At 59.8% G+C, this 13,748-nt stretch carries 14 protein-coding genes; 7 read left to right on the top strand and 7 right to left on the bottom strand.

From position 1 onward, the window contains the following. Window positions 1-108: 108 nt before the first annotated feature. The 5 genes from rlmD to ACA048_RS07660 all read right to left on the bottom strand — a co-directional run bounded on the left by rlmD (window position 109) and on the right by ACA048_RS07660 (window position 5,822). Window positions 109-1,461 carry a 23S rRNA (uracil(1939)-C(5))-methyltransferase RlmD gene (gene rlmD / locus ACA048_RS07680; RefSeq protein WP_497628615.1) on the bottom strand — a complete coding sequence of 451 codons (1,353 nt, stop codon included), beginning with the start codon at window positions 1,459-1,461 and terminating at the stop codon, window positions 109-111. Further along, on the bottom strand, window positions 1,461-2,363 hold the full coding sequence (gene cysM / locus ACA048_RS07675) for a cysteine synthase CysM (protein ID WP_497628614.1): 903 nt from the start codon (window positions 2,361-2,363) through the stop codon (window positions 1,461-1,463). The genes rlmD and cysM overlap by 1 nt, the downstream gene beginning before the upstream one ends. 114 nt (window positions 2,364-2,477) lie before the next feature. Continuing rightward, window positions 2,478-3,500 (bottom strand): PDDEXK nuclease domain-containing protein, encoded by a 1,023-nt coding sequence (locus ACA048_RS07670; RefSeq protein WP_497628613.1) that lies wholly within the window; start codon window positions 3,498-3,500, stop codon window positions 2,478-2,480. Between the two features lie 182 nt (window positions 3,501-3,682). After that, window positions 3,683-5,113, bottom strand: coding sequence for a sensor histidine kinase (locus ACA048_RS07665; RefSeq protein ID WP_497628612.1), 1,431 nt, complete (start codon window positions 5,111-5,113; stop codon window positions 3,683-3,685). Next, window positions 5,100-5,822 (bottom strand): response regulator transcription factor, encoded by a 723-nt coding sequence (locus ACA048_RS07660; protein ID WP_497628611.1) that lies wholly within the window; start codon window positions 5,820-5,822, stop codon window positions 5,100-5,102. Before ACA048_RS07660 ends, ACA048_RS07665 begins: the two co-directional genes overlap by 14 nt. A gap of 214 nt (window positions 5,823-6,036) precedes the next feature. Between ACA048_RS07660 and ACA048_RS07655 the strand changes: the two genes are divergently transcribed. From ACA048_RS07655 to ACA048_RS07640, 4 genes are all read left to right on the top strand, one after another. Next, window positions 6,037-8,790, top strand: a complete 2,754-nt coding sequence (locus ACA048_RS07655) for a response regulator (RefSeq protein ID WP_497628610.1) — start codon at window positions 6,037-6,039, stop codon at window positions 8,788-8,790. An 82-nt stretch (window positions 8,791-8,872) separates the two neighbouring features. Then, entirely contained in the window at window positions 8,873-9,862 is a 990-nt protein-coding gene (locus tag ACA048_RS07650) for a 2-hydroxyacid dehydrogenase (RefSeq protein ID WP_497628609.1), read from the top strand. A gap of 155 nt (window positions 9,863-10,017) precedes the next feature. Next, window positions 10,018-10,452, top strand: coding sequence for a hypothetical protein (locus ACA048_RS07645; RefSeq protein WP_497628608.1), 435 nt, complete (start codon window positions 10,018-10,020; stop codon window positions 10,450-10,452). Beyond that, window positions 10,452-10,856, top strand: a complete 405-nt coding sequence (locus tag ACA048_RS07640) for an META domain-containing protein (RefSeq protein ID WP_497628607.1) — start codon at window positions 10,452-10,454, stop codon at window positions 10,854-10,856. Before ACA048_RS07645 ends, ACA048_RS07640 begins: the two co-directional genes overlap by 1 nt. A 95-nt stretch (window positions 10,857-10,951) precedes the next feature. Here the strand turns inward: ACA048_RS07640 and ACA048_RS07635 are convergent, their stop codons facing one another. Then, a complete protein-coding gene (locus ACA048_RS07635) occupies window positions 10,952-11,419 on the bottom strand; it encodes a TlpA disulfide reductase family protein (RefSeq protein ID WP_497628606.1) in 468 nt (155 codons plus the stop codon). Window positions 11,420-11,533: 114 nt separating this feature from the next. Between ACA048_RS07635 and arsC the strand changes: the two genes are divergently transcribed. From arsC to ACA048_RS07620, 3 genes are read left to right on the top strand one after another with little or no spacing between them, the layout of a single operon-like run. Next, window positions 11,534-11,887: an arsenate reductase (glutaredoxin) gene (gene arsC, locus ACA048_RS07630; protein WP_497628605.1), complete on the top strand. Its 354-nt coding sequence runs from the start codon at window positions 11,534-11,536 to the stop codon at window positions 11,885-11,887. Then, on the top strand, window positions 11,884-12,480 hold the full coding sequence (wrbA, locus tag ACA048_RS07625) for an NAD(P)H:quinone oxidoreductase (protein WP_223519738.1): 597 nt from the start codon (window positions 11,884-11,886) through the stop codon (window positions 12,478-12,480). Before arsC ends, wrbA begins: the two co-directional genes overlap by 4 nt. A 1-nt stretch (window position 12,481) precedes the next feature. Next, complete coding sequence (locus ACA048_RS07620) at window positions 12,482-12,907, top strand: DUF2069 domain-containing protein (protein WP_497628604.1); 426 nt, start codon at window positions 12,482-12,484, stop codon at window positions 12,905-12,907. A 97-nt stretch (window positions 12,908-13,004) separates the two neighbouring features. Here ACA048_RS07620 and ACA048_RS07615 read toward each other — a convergent pair whose 3' ends face one another. Further along, window positions 13,005-13,679, bottom strand: a complete 675-nt coding sequence (locus tag ACA048_RS07615) for a DNA-3-methyladenine glycosylase I (RefSeq protein ID WP_497628603.1) — start codon at window positions 13,677-13,679, stop codon at window positions 13,005-13,007. Between the last annotated feature and the right edge of the window lie 69 nt (window positions 13,680-13,748).

The raw sequence follows: 13,748 nt of genomic DNA, 5'->3' as shown, positions 1-13,748 counted from the left end.
TATGACGCAGATTCAATGCGTCAAATCGCTGACCTTCGTTGCCCGATTGCCCTCACGGGGCTCATGCGAGAGCTGCACGGGCGGGCCAGTCGGACCAGACGAGCAGTCCTAGCTCGCTTCAAATAACGCCATGGCCTCGACATGTGCCGTTTGAGGAAACATATCGAGAATCCCGGCACGTTTTAACCGGTAGCCCTGCTTGATCAACTCAACTGTATCGCGCGCCAACGTTGCCGGGTTGCACGACACATACACCAACCGTTTGGCACCCAGGGACGCCAGCTTGCGCACCACCTCGAAAGCACCGTCACGCGGTGGGTCCAAGAGTACCGCACAAAAGCCTTCGCGCGCCCATTCGGCATTAGTCAAAGGCTGGGATAAATCGGCCTGAAAAAAATGCGCGTTATGCAGATTATTGCTAGCCGCGTTGACGGCGGCGCGCTCGACCATGGCCTGCACACCTTCCACCGCCACCACTTCACGAACGGCCTTGGCCAACGGCAGGGCGAAATTACCCAGACCACAAAACAAATCCAGAACCCGCTCATCCGCCTGAGGCTTGAGCCAGTCCAGCGCCTGGGCGACCATGGCCTCGTTGACCCCGGCATTGACCTGAATAAAATCCCCCGGCCGGTAAGCCAGGTCCAGGTCCCAACGCTCCAGGCGATAACCCAGCGACTGGCCGGCTTCGACCGGTTGCGGCTCGCCATCTCCGTGCAGCCACAACTGGGCTTCATGGAAGGCGCAGAAATCCTTGAGGATTGTCAGGTCGGCTTCAGACAATGGCGCCATGTGCCGCAGCAACACGGCCAACGACGAGCCGCTGAACAATTCCACATGCCCCAGCGCCTGAGGTTTGCTCAAGCGACGGAGCATCTCCGGCAAGTGGGTCATGATCGGCTGCAAGGGCTGTACCAGCACCGTGCATTCGTTGATTGCGACGATGTCCTGACTGCCCGCTGCGCGAAATCCGACTTCGAGTTTTTTCGCTTTCATGTCCCAGCGCACCGCCACACGGGCGCGACGGCGGTATCCGAATTCCGGACCGCTCAACGGCGCTGCCCACTCTTGCGGTTCGACACCGGCGACCTTGGACAATTGCTCGGCGAGCATGCGCTGTTTCAGGGCGAGTTGTTCGGTATGAGGCAGATGCTGCACGCTGCAGCCGCCACAGCGACCGGCATGCGGACACGGTGCCGGACGACGCAATTCACTGGCCTGGAACACGCGTTCGGTGCGCGCCTCGACCACTTTGCCATGGGCGCCCAACACCCGCGCTTCAACTTCTTCGCCGGCCAAGGCGCCGATGACAAACCAGGTGCGACCTTCGAAAAATGCGATACCGCGACCGTCATTGGCCAGGCGCTCGATGCTCAAGCGCTGCTTTTTGCCGGTCGGGATTTGTGGGGCCTTGCTGCCGCCCGTGGGTTGGAAGCGCAAGCCTCTCTCGTGCTTGGCCATCAGTTGGGCGCGTCGAAAATGCCGGTCGACAAGTAACGGTCGCCACGGTCACAGATGATCGCGACGATCACCGCGTTTTCAACTTCCTTCGACAGGCGCAGCATCGCTGCCACCGCACCGCCCGAGGACACACCACAAAAGATGCCTTCTTCGCGGGCCAAACGACGAGTCACGTCTTCGGCTTCGCTTTGTGCCATGTCGACGATGCGGTCCACGCGATCAGCCTGATAAATCTTCGGCAGGTATTCCTGCGGCCAGCGACGGATGCCCGGAATTGCCGAGCCTTCCTTCGGTTGCAGGCCGATGATTTGCACGCCCTCATTCTGCTCTTTCAAGTAGCGCGAGACGCCCATGATGGTGCCGGTGGTGCCCATCGAACTGACGAAATGGGTGATGGTGCCTTCGGTCTGACGCCAGATTTCCGGGCCAGTGGTGGTGTAGTGCGCTTGCGGGTTATCACCGTTGGCGAACTGGTCCAGCACCTTGCCACGGCCCTCGGCTTCCATTCGCTGAGCGAGGTCTCGGGCGCCTTCCATGCCTTCTTCCTGGGTGACCAGGATCAACTCGGCGCCATACGCCGTCATGGCGGCTTTACGCTCGGCGCTGGAGTTGTCCGGCATGATCAGGATCATCTTGTAACCCTTGATCGCGGCCGCCATCGCCAAAGCAATCCCGGTGTTACCGGACGTTGCTTCGATCAGCGTATCGCCGGCGTGGATCTGCCCGCGCAACTCGGCGCGAGTGATCATCGACAGCGCCGGCCGGTCCTTGACCGAACCCGCCGGGTTATTCCCTTCGAGCTTGAGCAAAAGGATATTGCTGGTGGCGCCGGGCAGGCGCTGCAAACGAACCAGCGGAGTGTTGCCGACGCAATCGGCGATGGTTGGGTACTGCAAGGTCATGGCGTATTCGCAATCCAGACTGCGGGGGCGACTATCATACCGACAAACGTTCGCAGGCCATATCACGCAAAGTGTGGTGCTTATGGCTTATGGGAATAAGCAGCCTGAGCGGGTTCAGGATTCCTCTGCTTGCGCGATATTTAATGCATAGAACTCATGCAGTTTGGCCTGCAACAGCTGCTTATCCGGTAGCTGGACTTGATACTCAGCAATCAGCGCAGGCGACAGACTGCGGTTAAGTGCGTATTCCACCACCTCGTTCTCCTTGCTGGCGCAGAGCAATACACCGATGGAGGGGTTTTCGTGGGATTTTCGCTCATCGCGGTCAAGCGCTTCCAGATAAAAGTCCAGCTTGCCCAAATACTCCGGCTCAAATCGACCCACCTTCAGCTCTATGGCCACCAGACAATTGAGGCCACGGTGGTAAAACAATAAATCCAGAGCAAAATCACGACTGCCAACTTGCAGTGGGTATTCAGAGCCGACAAAGCAGAAATCGCGGCCGAGCTCGCTCAGAAAATCCTTGAGGCGTACCAGTAACCCTTTATGCAGATCAGTTTCGGCATGGCCACCAGGCAGGTCGAGAAACTCGAGCATGTAGGCGTCACGGAATATATCAAGGGCTGCCGGGTGAGTTTGTCTAAGCACCGAAGAGGTTTTTGCCGGTTGGGTCACGCTTCGCTCGAACAGTGCGGTCTTGAATTGACGCTCCAACTCCCGAGTCGACCACTTTTCCTGGAGCGCCAGGCACAGATAGAACTCACGCTCTTGGGGGAGTTTGCTCTGACTCAGAATGAGCAGGTTGTGGGTCCAAGGTAATTGTGTCAGCAGTGCTGACACTATTTCATCTCCCCGGTAAGCCTCGTAGAACTGGCGCATACGGAACAGATTACGCCGGGTAAAACCACGCAACCCAGGTTGAGTCGTGGCCAAATGCTCAGCCAACTGACTGACCACAGAATCGCCCCATTCGGCTTTTTCCAGCGTGCGACTGATGTAAGCACCCACCTGCCAATACAGCTCAATCAGTTGGGTGTTCACCGCCTGCATGGCCTGCTGTTTGGCACTTTGAATCAACGCAAGCACTTCATTGAAACGGTCGTCGGTTGCATTGTCGGGGACGCTGGATGCATTCATGCCGGACTCCTGAGGACGAGGAAAACCGCGAGTCTATTCCGTCGAGTCAGGTTGAAGGTGTCGGCAATACCCTATGGGTAAGGTCGTACAAAAGAACGGGAACGCTCCGGCAAAACCAGCTTTTTGGTGGCAGGGAAGGCCTCATCGCGAGCAGGCTCACTCCTACATGGGGATCGGGATGATCACACCATTTGTGGGTGACACAGATCTCCTGTGGGAGCGAGCCTGCTCGCGATAGCGTCATCACTCACACCATCAATATCAGCTACCAACCGCATATTCAGCCGCAACCCAACCCCAGTGTTCTGAGCCCAAAGCTGTCCACCCTGCCGCCGCACCGCATTCCTCGCAATGCTCAATCCCAACCCAAACCCGCCATCCCCCGGACGCGAGCCGTCGAGTCGAATGAACGGACAGAAGATCCGTTCAAGATCGGTCTCAGCCACCCCGCCGCCCTCATCCTCCAGCCACAAATGCCAGAAGTCGCCATCGCGCCGCCCACCGAGACGCACCACGCCGCCCTTCGGCGAATGACGAATGGCGTTGCGCAGAATGTTTTCCAGCGCCTGCGCCAGGGTGTTGAGGTTGCCGCGAACCCAACACGATGAATCCACGGTGCAGCGCAATTGGCTGCCCGGCCATCCGCTTTCATAGCAAGCATTTTCCGTGAGCATTTCCCACAGCGCCTGAATCTGGATTGCTTCATCGGGCAACGGTGAACGCTCGGTGTCGAGCCAGGCCAGTTGCAGCGTGTCTTCCACCAGACGCTGCATGCCATCGACTTCCCGACCGATACGCTCGCGCAACGCCGACAGCCCCTGCTCGCTTTCGCTGGCCACCCGCAAGCGGCTCAGAGGTGTACGCAGTTCGTGTGACAGGTCGCGCAGTAATTGTTGCTGCAAGGCCACGGTGCTTTGCAGGCGCTCGGACATGTGATCGAAGGCCCTGCCCAACTCACCGAGTTCATCCGAACGATTGGTGGTGCTGCTCGACAAGCGCACGTTCAACTGGTCCGCGCGCCAGGCGTTGGCCTGTTCGCGCAGACTGTTCAACGGCACGACCAGCAGTCGATACAGACCGACGCATAACAACAGCGTGAACAATCCCGGAATGATGCCGTTGGTGATCACGCGCCAGAACCGCCGGTATTGCCCCGGAACAAAGCGCTGGGGCAGCTCGATCACCAGGCTGCCGGCAGCCGGGTCGTTTGGAAAGGGGATTCTCAACCATGGCAACCCTCTGGTGTGGCGACTCGTTGGCCAATCAAGTCCGCGCAAAAAGGTCATGCGCTGAACTTCTTTTTCCCTCAGCGGATAGCTGCTCAACGACTGCAAATCAGCGCCGATGACACCGACCCAAGACGTCTCGCGCTGGCCGATACCCTGCAGCCAGACATCGACGCCTGCACTCTGGCGTTGATTCCAGGCTTGCTCGGCTTCGGCGGCGTAGCGGGTCAGCGTGATCCGGGCCTCTTCGGACAAGAACAGGTTTTTCTGTTCCATGTACCGGCCCCACGACCAGCTCAGCCAAATCATCAGCAGACAGAACGCCACCAACAAGCAGGCGAGTTTCCAGAACAGCGAGTGTCGGCCTGGCAGGTCAGACCATTTCATCGACAGCACTCAAGACGTAGCCTTTGCCCCAGACCGTGCGCACTTCTCGCTCGGTATAGCCGATGCCTTTGAGTTTGCGGCGGATCTGACTGATGTGCATATCGAGGCTGCGGTCATGAGCGGCGTAACCGCGTTGCAGCACGTGCTGATACAGGAAGGCTTTGCTCAACACTTCATCGCCATTGCGATTGAGTGTTTCCAGCAATCGATACTCGCTGCGGGTCATCCCGGCAGCGTGTTCGCTATAGAAAACTTCACACAGTTCATCGTCGAAACGCAGACTGTCCGCCTCACTGGCCAGCGGTGCCGGCTCTGGCCTCCGGTCGAGCGCCACCCGACGCAGGATCGCTTCGATGCGTACGCGCAATTCGGCCATGCTGAACGGTTTTGGCAAATAATCATCGGCCCCCAGGCGAAAGCCGCTGATGCGATCCTCTTCGGCGCCCAGAGCGGACATCAGCACCACAGGGGTGGAATGGCTCCGGCGCAACTGCGTCAACACATTGAGGCCGTCCAGACCCGGCAACAGAATATCCATCAACACCACATCGAAGGCTTGCTGACGCGCGATGGCCAGGCCTTCCTGGCCGTTCTGGCACCAGGTCACCTGAAAACCACAACGGCCCAAATGTTCGTGCACATAGGCACCGAGCACGAGGTCGTCTTCGATGGATAGGATTCGGGGATGGCCAATAGAGATGGGAGTCATGAGTATCTGCAAATAATTCTCAGTTGACGATTATTCAAGATTGCCTGCCGATGGGCAACCCAAGGTTTGCCCAAGACGCAAAAGCAGCACGGCGTCCGACGAATGACGACATCAATTTTACGAAGATTGCCTGCCTGCAACTCGCTACACTGCCCGGGTGGCGCGTATCGGACGTACACGCTGGTCAATCAATCGCTGGATGCAGGAGAGATGCGTGCTCAAGAAACTGGGAATTGAAGGCCGCGTGCTGTTGCTGACCTTGTTGCCGACGACTCTGATGGCATTGGTCCTGGGCGGCTATTTCACCTGGATGCAGCAATCCGACCTGCAATCCCAGCTGTTGCAGCGCGGCGAGATGATTGCCGAACAGCTTGCGCCCCTGGTGGCCCCGGCCATGGGTCGCAAGGACAATGACCTGCTGGAGCGCATCGCCACCCAGTCGCTGGAAACAGCGGACGTGCGCGCAGTGACCTTCCTCGCCCCCGACCGCACGCTGCTGGCCCACGCCGGCCCGACCATGCTCAATCAGGCGCCGGTGGGCAACGGTTCGCAAATGCTGCGTCGCAGCGGCAATGATGCGACGCGTTATCTGCTGCCGGTGTTCGGCAAACACCGCAACCTGGCCGGCGACTTGATTCCCGATGAAGCCAACCGCCTGCTGGGCTGGGTCGAAATTGAACTGTCCCACAGCGGCATGTTGCTGCGCGGTTACCGCAGCCTGTTTGCCAGTCTCCTGATGATTGCCGCTGGTCTGGCCGGCGCGGCGCTGCTGGCACTGCGGATGGGGCGGACCATCAACCGACCGATCAGCCAGATCAAACTGGCGGTAGCGCAACTCAAGGACGGTCATCTGGAAACCCGCTTGCCGCCCCTCGGCAGTCAGGAACTGGATGACCTGGCGTCCGGCATCAACCGAATGGCCGGCACCCTGCAAAATGCGCGGGAAGAATTGCAGCACAGCGTCGACCAAGCCACTGAAGACGTGCGGCAGAATCTGGAAACCATCGAGATCCAGAACATCGAGCTGGACCTGGCGCGCAAGGAAGCCCTGGAAGCGAGCCGGATCAAATCCGAATTCCTGGCCAACATGAGCCATGAAATCCGCACGCCGCTCAACGGCATTCTCGGCTTCACGCACCTGCTGCAAAAAAGCGAACTGACGCCGCGCCAGCTCGACTACCTGGGCACCATCGAGAAATCCGCCGACAGCCTGTTGGGGATCATCAACGAGATTCTCGACTTCTCGAAAATCGAGGCCGGCAAACTGGTGCTCGACAATATTCCGTTCAACTTGCGCGACCTGCTGCAGGACACGCTGACCATCCTCGCCCCGGCGGCCCACGCCAAACAGCTGGAACTGGTGAGCCTGGTGTATCGCGACACGCCCTTGTCGCTGGTGGGCGACCCGTTGCGGCTCAAGCAGATCCTCACCAACCTGGTCAGCAACGCGATCAAGTTCACCCGCGAAGGCACCATCATTGCCCGCGCCATGCTTGAAGAAGAGCATGAAGACAGCGTGCAACTGCGCATCAGCATTCAGGACACCGGCATAGGCCTGTCGAACCAGGACGTGCGCGCGCTGTTCCAGGCCTTCAGCCAGGCCGATAACTCGTTGTCCCGGCAACCCGGCGGCACGGGACTGGGGTTGGTGATTTCCAAACGACTGATTGAGCAGATGGGCGGCGAAATTGGCGTCGACAGTACACCGGGCGAAGGTTCGGAGTTCTGGATCAGCCTGAGTCTGCCCAAGACCCGCGACGACGCCGAAGACCTGCCAGGCCCTCCCCTGCTCGGGCGCCGCGTGGCGGTGCTGGAAAACCATGACCTGGCCCGGCAGGCGTTGCAGCATCAACTGGAAGATTGCGGCCTGAGCGTAACGCCATTCAATACCCTGGAAAGCCTGACCAATGGCGTGACCGGCGCGCATCAGACCGATCAGGCCATCGATCTGGCAGTGCTCGGCATCACCAGCAACGACATGCCGCCGGAGCGTCTCAACCAGCACATCTGGGACCTCGAACACCTGGGTTGCAAAGTCCTGGTGCTGTGTCCAACCACAGAGCAGACACTGTTCCATCTCTCGGTGCCTAACCCGCACAGTCAGCTTCAGGCCAAACCGGCCTGTACTCGCAAACTGCGTCGGGCCTTGTCTGATCTGGTCAACCCGCGCCAGAAGCGCAGCGAACCGGGCGAACCGCTGTCCAGTCGCGCGCCGAAGGTGCTTTGCGTCGACGACAACCCGGCCAACCTGTTGCTGGTACAAACCCTGCTCGAAGACATGGGCGCCAAGGTGCTGGCCGTGGAGAGTGGTTACGCGGCGGTCAAGGCAGTGCAGAACGAAACCTTTGACCTGGTGTTGATGGACGTGCAAATGCCCGGCATGGATGGGCGTCAAAGTACCGAAGCGATTCGTCAGTGGGAAAGTGAACGGCATTGCACACCGTTGCCGATCGTAGCTCTCACCGCCCACGCCATGGCCAATGAAAAACGTGCTCTGCTGCAAAGCGGCATGGACGATTACCTGACCAAACCCATCAGCGAGAGGCAATTGGCGCAGGTGGTACTCAAGTGGACAGGCCTGGCCCTGCGCAATCATGGACCGGAACGCTCCAGCGACAGCCACGGCGGCGGGCATGATTTGCAGGTGCTCGACCCCGAAGAAGGTTTGCGTCTGGCCGCTGGCAAAGCGGATCTGGCAGCGGACATGCTGGCGATGTTGCTGGCCTCGCTTGAAGCCGACCGCGAGGCCATTCGCACGGCCCGGGAAAGCAACGACCGGAATGCATTGATCGAGCGCGTCCATCGCTTGCACGGGGCAACCCGTTATTGCGGCGTCCCGCAACTGCGCGCCGCCTGCCAGCGCAGTGAAACGCTGCTCAAGCAACAGGATCCGAAAGCGCCCGGCGCACTGGAAGAGCTCGAACGGGCGATCAATCGCCTGGCCGCTCATGCCCGTATCAACGCTTGATGCAACGCAACCGCGCCGATCACCATAAGCGCTAAGCTGGCCCTGTTACATAAAGCTTGACCGAGATATCCAGGAGGACCGCATGCGCACGATTCTTTTCAGCAGCCAGACCTACGACCGCGACAGTTTTCTGAGTACCGACCTGCCCGCCGGTATCGAGCTGCACTTTCAGTCCGCGCGGCTGAGCCTCGATACCGTGGCGCTGGCGCAATCTCACGAGGTGGTCTGCGCCTTTATCAATGACGACCTCAGCGCCCCGGTGCTGGAACGTCTGGCGGCTGGTGGCACACGCCTGATCGCCCTGCGCTCGGCCGGTTACAACCACGTTGATCTGGCGGCGGCGAAATTGCTGGGATTGTCGATCGTGCGCGTCCCGGCCTACTCGCCACACGCCGTGGCCGAACATGCGGCGGCGCTGATCCTGGCACTCAACCGCCGCTTGCACCGTGCCTATAACCGCACCCGCGAAGGCGACTTCAGCCTGCACGGGCTGACCGGCTTCGACTTGGTGGGCAAAACCGTTGGCGTGGTCGGCACAGGGCAGATCGGCGCAACGTTCGCCAAGATCATGAACGGTTTCGGCTGCCGGTTGCTGGCCTATGACCCCTACCCTAATCCGCAGGTCGAAGCCCTTGGCGCTCGCTACTTGAGCCTGCCGGAACTGCTGGCCGAGTCGCAGATCATCAGCCTGCATTGCCCGCTCAACGAGCAGAGCAAACACCTGATCAACCGCGAATCACTGGCGCACATGCAACCCGGCGCGATGCTGATCAACACAGGGCGTGGCGGTCTGGTGGACACCCCGGCGCTGATCGACGCATTAAAGGACGGCCAATTGGGCTATCTGGGGCTCGATGTGTACGAAGAAGAGGCGCAGCTGTTTTTCGAAGACAGGTCCGACCTGCCGCTGCAAGACGATGTGCTGGCGCGGCTGCTGACCTTTCCGAATGTGATCATCACCGCGCACCAGGCCTTCCTGACCCGCGAAGCGCTGGGCGCGATTGCCGCGACGACCCTGCAAAACATCGTGGCCTGGGCCGACGGTACTACGCAGAATCAGGTCGAGGGCTGATTGACTCAGGCTTTGGACATTGTCCGCTCTTTAGATGTGCAAAAGCGGCACTGTGCCATGAGTTGTCGGGGCGTTTGAACCTGATCGAAGGTCATCTGCCCGCGCCATGCTGCGCGCAGGCCCGTGATAGCATACCGCGCATATTTGGAGGACCCATGGTCGAACACGATTTCCGCTACACCCTGATGAACCCGCAACACACCCTCACCGAATGCCGCGCCTTGGTGCCGGGGCGTTATCAAGTCACCGGTAACGGCGGCTCGATCCGGATTGGCGACGTGCTGGTAGTGACCCTTAAAGGCAGCAAGGACTTGTCCATGCGCCTGACCGTCGAAACGGTTCGCCACTTGATCAACCCGCCTGGCCAATGGGTCGCGGTGAGCAGTGGCCCGGTGTTCGGCGAATTGGCGATCCACACCTGGGAAGTCCATTGCGACAGCTGTGCCAAAGCGCTGAGCTTTGAGTTCGCGGTCGACGCCAAGCTCGGCAACAAGGCTGAAAAACCTGCTGCCACGGCGCGGATTGCCGAATTGGGCTGGACCTCTGTTGGCGAGAAACACCTGTGCCCGAAATGCCAGGAGCCTGTGTGATGAAACGCCTCGCTCTGACCGCTATGGTTGGTGCCAGCCTGCTGGGCTGCGCCGCCGAGCCGGTGCAACTCGAAAAAAATCGTAGCTACATTCTGGAATGGATCGGCGAAATTCCATTGATGGACTACAGCCACTTGACCATCACCCTCGGTGAAGACGGTCGGGCCTATGGCAATGGCGGCTGCAACCATTGGTTCGCGCCGTACACCCTGGAAGGCGACAAATTGAGCTTCGGCAAGATCGGCAGCACCCGCAAGCTCTGTGCGCCAGCGATCATGGAACAGGAAAAGCGCTTCTTACAGGCGCTGGAAGGCGTACAGCGCTGGGATGTTTCGCCGATCGAGCAGATGCGCTTCTGGCCGGCGGAAGGCAAGCCAATGCGTTGGTGGCTTGAAGAGGGTTAACAACCCCAGTGTGGCGATGCGGCGTTCCGACAAGCCCCCTCGCCACAGCAAGCTCCCTCACCACAAAATTCAGTCAGCCACAGACCCGCGTCCGATCAGTTGACTGCCTGCAACGCCTCAAGCTTCGCCATCACCCCCGCCGCCGTCTGCTCGCCCATCAGCTGTTCGCGAACCTTGCCCTTGTTATCGATGATGTACGTCACCGGCAAGGCCTCATTGCGCGGCAGTTCAAAAAGATCGGCCGGGTCTGAAGCCAGTACCGTGAACTTGATCCCCAGTTTTTCACTGGCGCTTTTCAGCTCTTCACCCTGCACATTGTCGTAGTTGACCCCGAACACGCCAATCTTCTTGTCCTTCAATTGATCAGCCAACGCATTCAACTGCGGGATCTCGGTCCGGCATGGGCCACACCATTCGGCCCAGTAATTGAGCACCACCCATTGTTTGTCCAGCCGTTCGGACGCAACTTTCTGGCCGTTCTGGTCGACGCCATAGTCATTGCCGCAGCCCCCCAACATCAACGCCCCGAAAATCGCCAATGCCGCTGCCAGTCGCCTTGTCATGTCGTGTTCCTTGTTCAAAATTGAATGCGCCTGCAACCCATCGCCTCGCAAGGTTCAGGATTACGCGCTGCACAGTTAGAATAGCTGCCACTTTACGCAAGAAGCGACCCGCCCATGACCGATCTGACGCTTTATCACAACCCGCGCTGCTCGAAATCCCGCGGTGCGCTCGAACTGCTCGAAGCCCGAGGCCTGACCCCGACTGTCGTCCGCTACCTCGAAACCCCGCTGGACGCCGCGCAAATCCAGAACTTGCTGACCAAGCTTGGCCTCAGCGCCCGGCAACTGTTGCGCACTGGCGAGGACGAATACAAAACCCTCAACCTGGCCGACAGTAGCCTGAGCGAAGCGCAATTGATTGCGGCCATCGCTGCTCACCCGAAACTCATGGAGCGACCGATTCTCGAAGTCGGCGACAAAGCCGTCATCGGCCGTCCACCAGAGAACGTTCTGGAGTTGCTGCCGTGAGCGCACCCTACATTCTGGTTCTGTATTACAGCCGCAGTGGCTCGACCAATGAAATGGCCCGACAGATTGCCCGTGGCGTCGAGCAGTCCGGGATGGAAGCACGCCTGCGCACCGTGCCGGCGATCTCCACCGAATGCGAAGCCGTGGCGCCCGACATTCCGGACGCAGGCGCGCTGTACGCCAGCCTCGATGACCTGAAGAACTGCGCGGGCCTGGCCTTGGGCAGCCCAACCCGTTTCGGCAACATGGCGGCACCGCTCAAGTACTTCCTCGACGGCACCAGCAACCTGTGGCTGACCGGCGCGCTGGTGGGCAAGCCGGCCGGCGTGTTCACCTCCACCGCAAGCCTGCACGGCGGTCAGGAAACCACGCTGCTGTCGATGATGCTGCCGCTGCTGCACCACGGCATGTTGATCACCGGCCTGCCTTACAGCGAATCCGCCTTGCTGGAAACCCGTGGCGGCGGCACGCCGTATGGCGCCAGCCACCACGCCGGGGCCGATGGAAAAAGCGGCTTGAATGAGCATGAAGTGGCGCTGTGCCGGGCCTTGGGCCTGCGGTTGGCGAAAACTGCGCAAAAGCTGGGGAACTGACGTGGCCAAGAAGCCGAAGATTCTGCCCTCCATTGAATGGCTCGAACCACGGGTGCGGGCGATGCGCGTCGTCAGCCTGCTGTGCTTTTTCGGACTGGTTGGGCTGTTATGCGCCTACTACCTGGTGTTTGCCGACCTGCATGGCGCACGGCCGTGGGTGATTTTGCTGATCGAACTGGTGCCGCTGCTGTTGCTCGCACCGGGGATGATTATCGGCAGCGCCCGTGGGCATTCGTGGATGTGTTTTGTGGTGAACCTGTATTTCATCAAAGGCGCACTGGCGGCGTATGACCCGAACCGGCAGCTGTTTGGGTTGCTGGAGATGGGCGCGAGTCTGGCAGTGTTCTGCTCGGCGCTGTTGTATGTGCGGTGGCGGTTTCAGTTGAATCGCAAGCTGGCTGGCGAGGGCGAGACCTCCGTCGCCTGAAAGACCGCTATCGCTGGCAAGCCAGCTCCTACAGGATGTGTGAACGACACAAATCCCCTGTAGGAGCTGGCTTGCCAGCGATGCGGGCGACTCGGTGTCAATGATTCACTGTGTAGGCGAGCATCATCGAAATCTGGCTCATCGGCCGCCCGCCACTCTGTTCATGCCACTGGTTGAACACATCCTGCACCAAGGCCAGATCCCGCTGACTGCTCGGCACCTTGTCGACGATCTTCTGCGCATTCAACGCTGCGACCACGTCGTAGCTCGGCACAAAGGTGTCCTTGCCGACCATGCGCAAGAATCGCGGCGCCGACAACCCGCCCAATTGATGACCGCGCTTTTTCAGGTATGTCCACAGCCCGACGATATCCGTTACCGGCCAATCGGCGATCAACGCGCCAAAGCTGCCCTGCTCATGGGCCACGTCCAGAATGAACTGCGCATTGCGCGGCACGCTCTTGAGCTTGCCCAGGTGACGGATGATTCGCGCGTCCTGCATCAGGCGTTCGAGGTGTTCGGCGCTCATCAGCACGACTTTTTCCGGGTCGAACTTGAAGAACACTTCTTCGAAGGCTGGCCACTTGGCGTCCACCAGACTGTGCTTGAGCCCGGCACGGAACACGCGCAGTGCCATGGTGGAGAGGTAGCGGTCGTCGCTGATCTTGCGCAATTGCGCCGGGGTTTTCGGAACGGGCAGATGGGCTTCCAGTTCAGCTGCTGAACCGAAGCGGTTCAGACAGTATTCGTGCAGCCACTTGTAATCGCGCATGCCCTCTCCTGAGGATTGAAAATGACCTGTGGGAGCAAGCCCCCTCACCACAGGCTCGCTCACACACAA

This window comes from Pseudomonas sp. LBUM1659 (assembly GCF_059716045.1).
This window is presented reverse-complemented; position numbering and strand designations above follow the sequence as displayed.

Coding starts and splice junctions, on each gene's coding strand:
- rlmD (WP_497628615.1), bottom strand. CDS start 1,461: ATGGCCAAGCACGAGAGAGGCTTGCGCTTCCAACCCACGGGCGGCAGC.
- ACA048_RS07665 (WP_497628612.1), bottom strand. CDS start 5,113: ATGAAATGGTCTGACCTGCCAGGCCGACACTCGCTGTTCTGGAAACTC.
- ACA048_RS07650 (WP_497628609.1), top strand. CDS start 8,873: ATGCGCACGATTCTTTTCAGCAGCCAGACCTACGACCGCGACAGTTTT.
- ACA048_RS07635 (WP_497628606.1), bottom strand. CDS start 11,419: ATGACAAGGCGACTGGCAGCGGCATTGGCGATTTTCGGGGCGTTGATG.
- ACA048_RS07615 (WP_497628603.1), bottom strand. CDS start 13,679: ATGCGCGATTACAAGTGGCTGCACGAATACTGTCTGAACCGCTTCGGT.
- cysM (WP_497628614.1), bottom strand. CDS start 2,363: ATGACCTTGCAGTACCCAACCATCGCCGATTGCGTCGGCAACACTCCG.
- ACA048_RS07645 (WP_497628608.1), top strand. CDS start 10,018: ATGGTCGAACACGATTTCCGCTACACCCTGATGAACCCGCAACACACC.
- ACA048_RS07640 (WP_497628607.1), top strand. CDS start 10,452: ATGAAACGCCTCGCTCTGACCGCTATGGTTGGTGCCAGCCTGCTGGGC.
- ACA048_RS07660 (WP_497628611.1), bottom strand. CDS start 5,822: ATGACTCCCATCTCTATTGGCCATCCCCGAATCCTATCCATCGAAGAC.
- arsC (WP_497628605.1), top strand. CDS start 11,534: ATGACCGATCTGACGCTTTATCACAACCCGCGCTGCTCGAAATCCCGC.
- ACA048_RS07670 (WP_497628613.1), bottom strand. CDS start 3,500: ATGAATGCATCCAGCGTCCCCGACAATGCAACCGACGACCGTTTCAAT.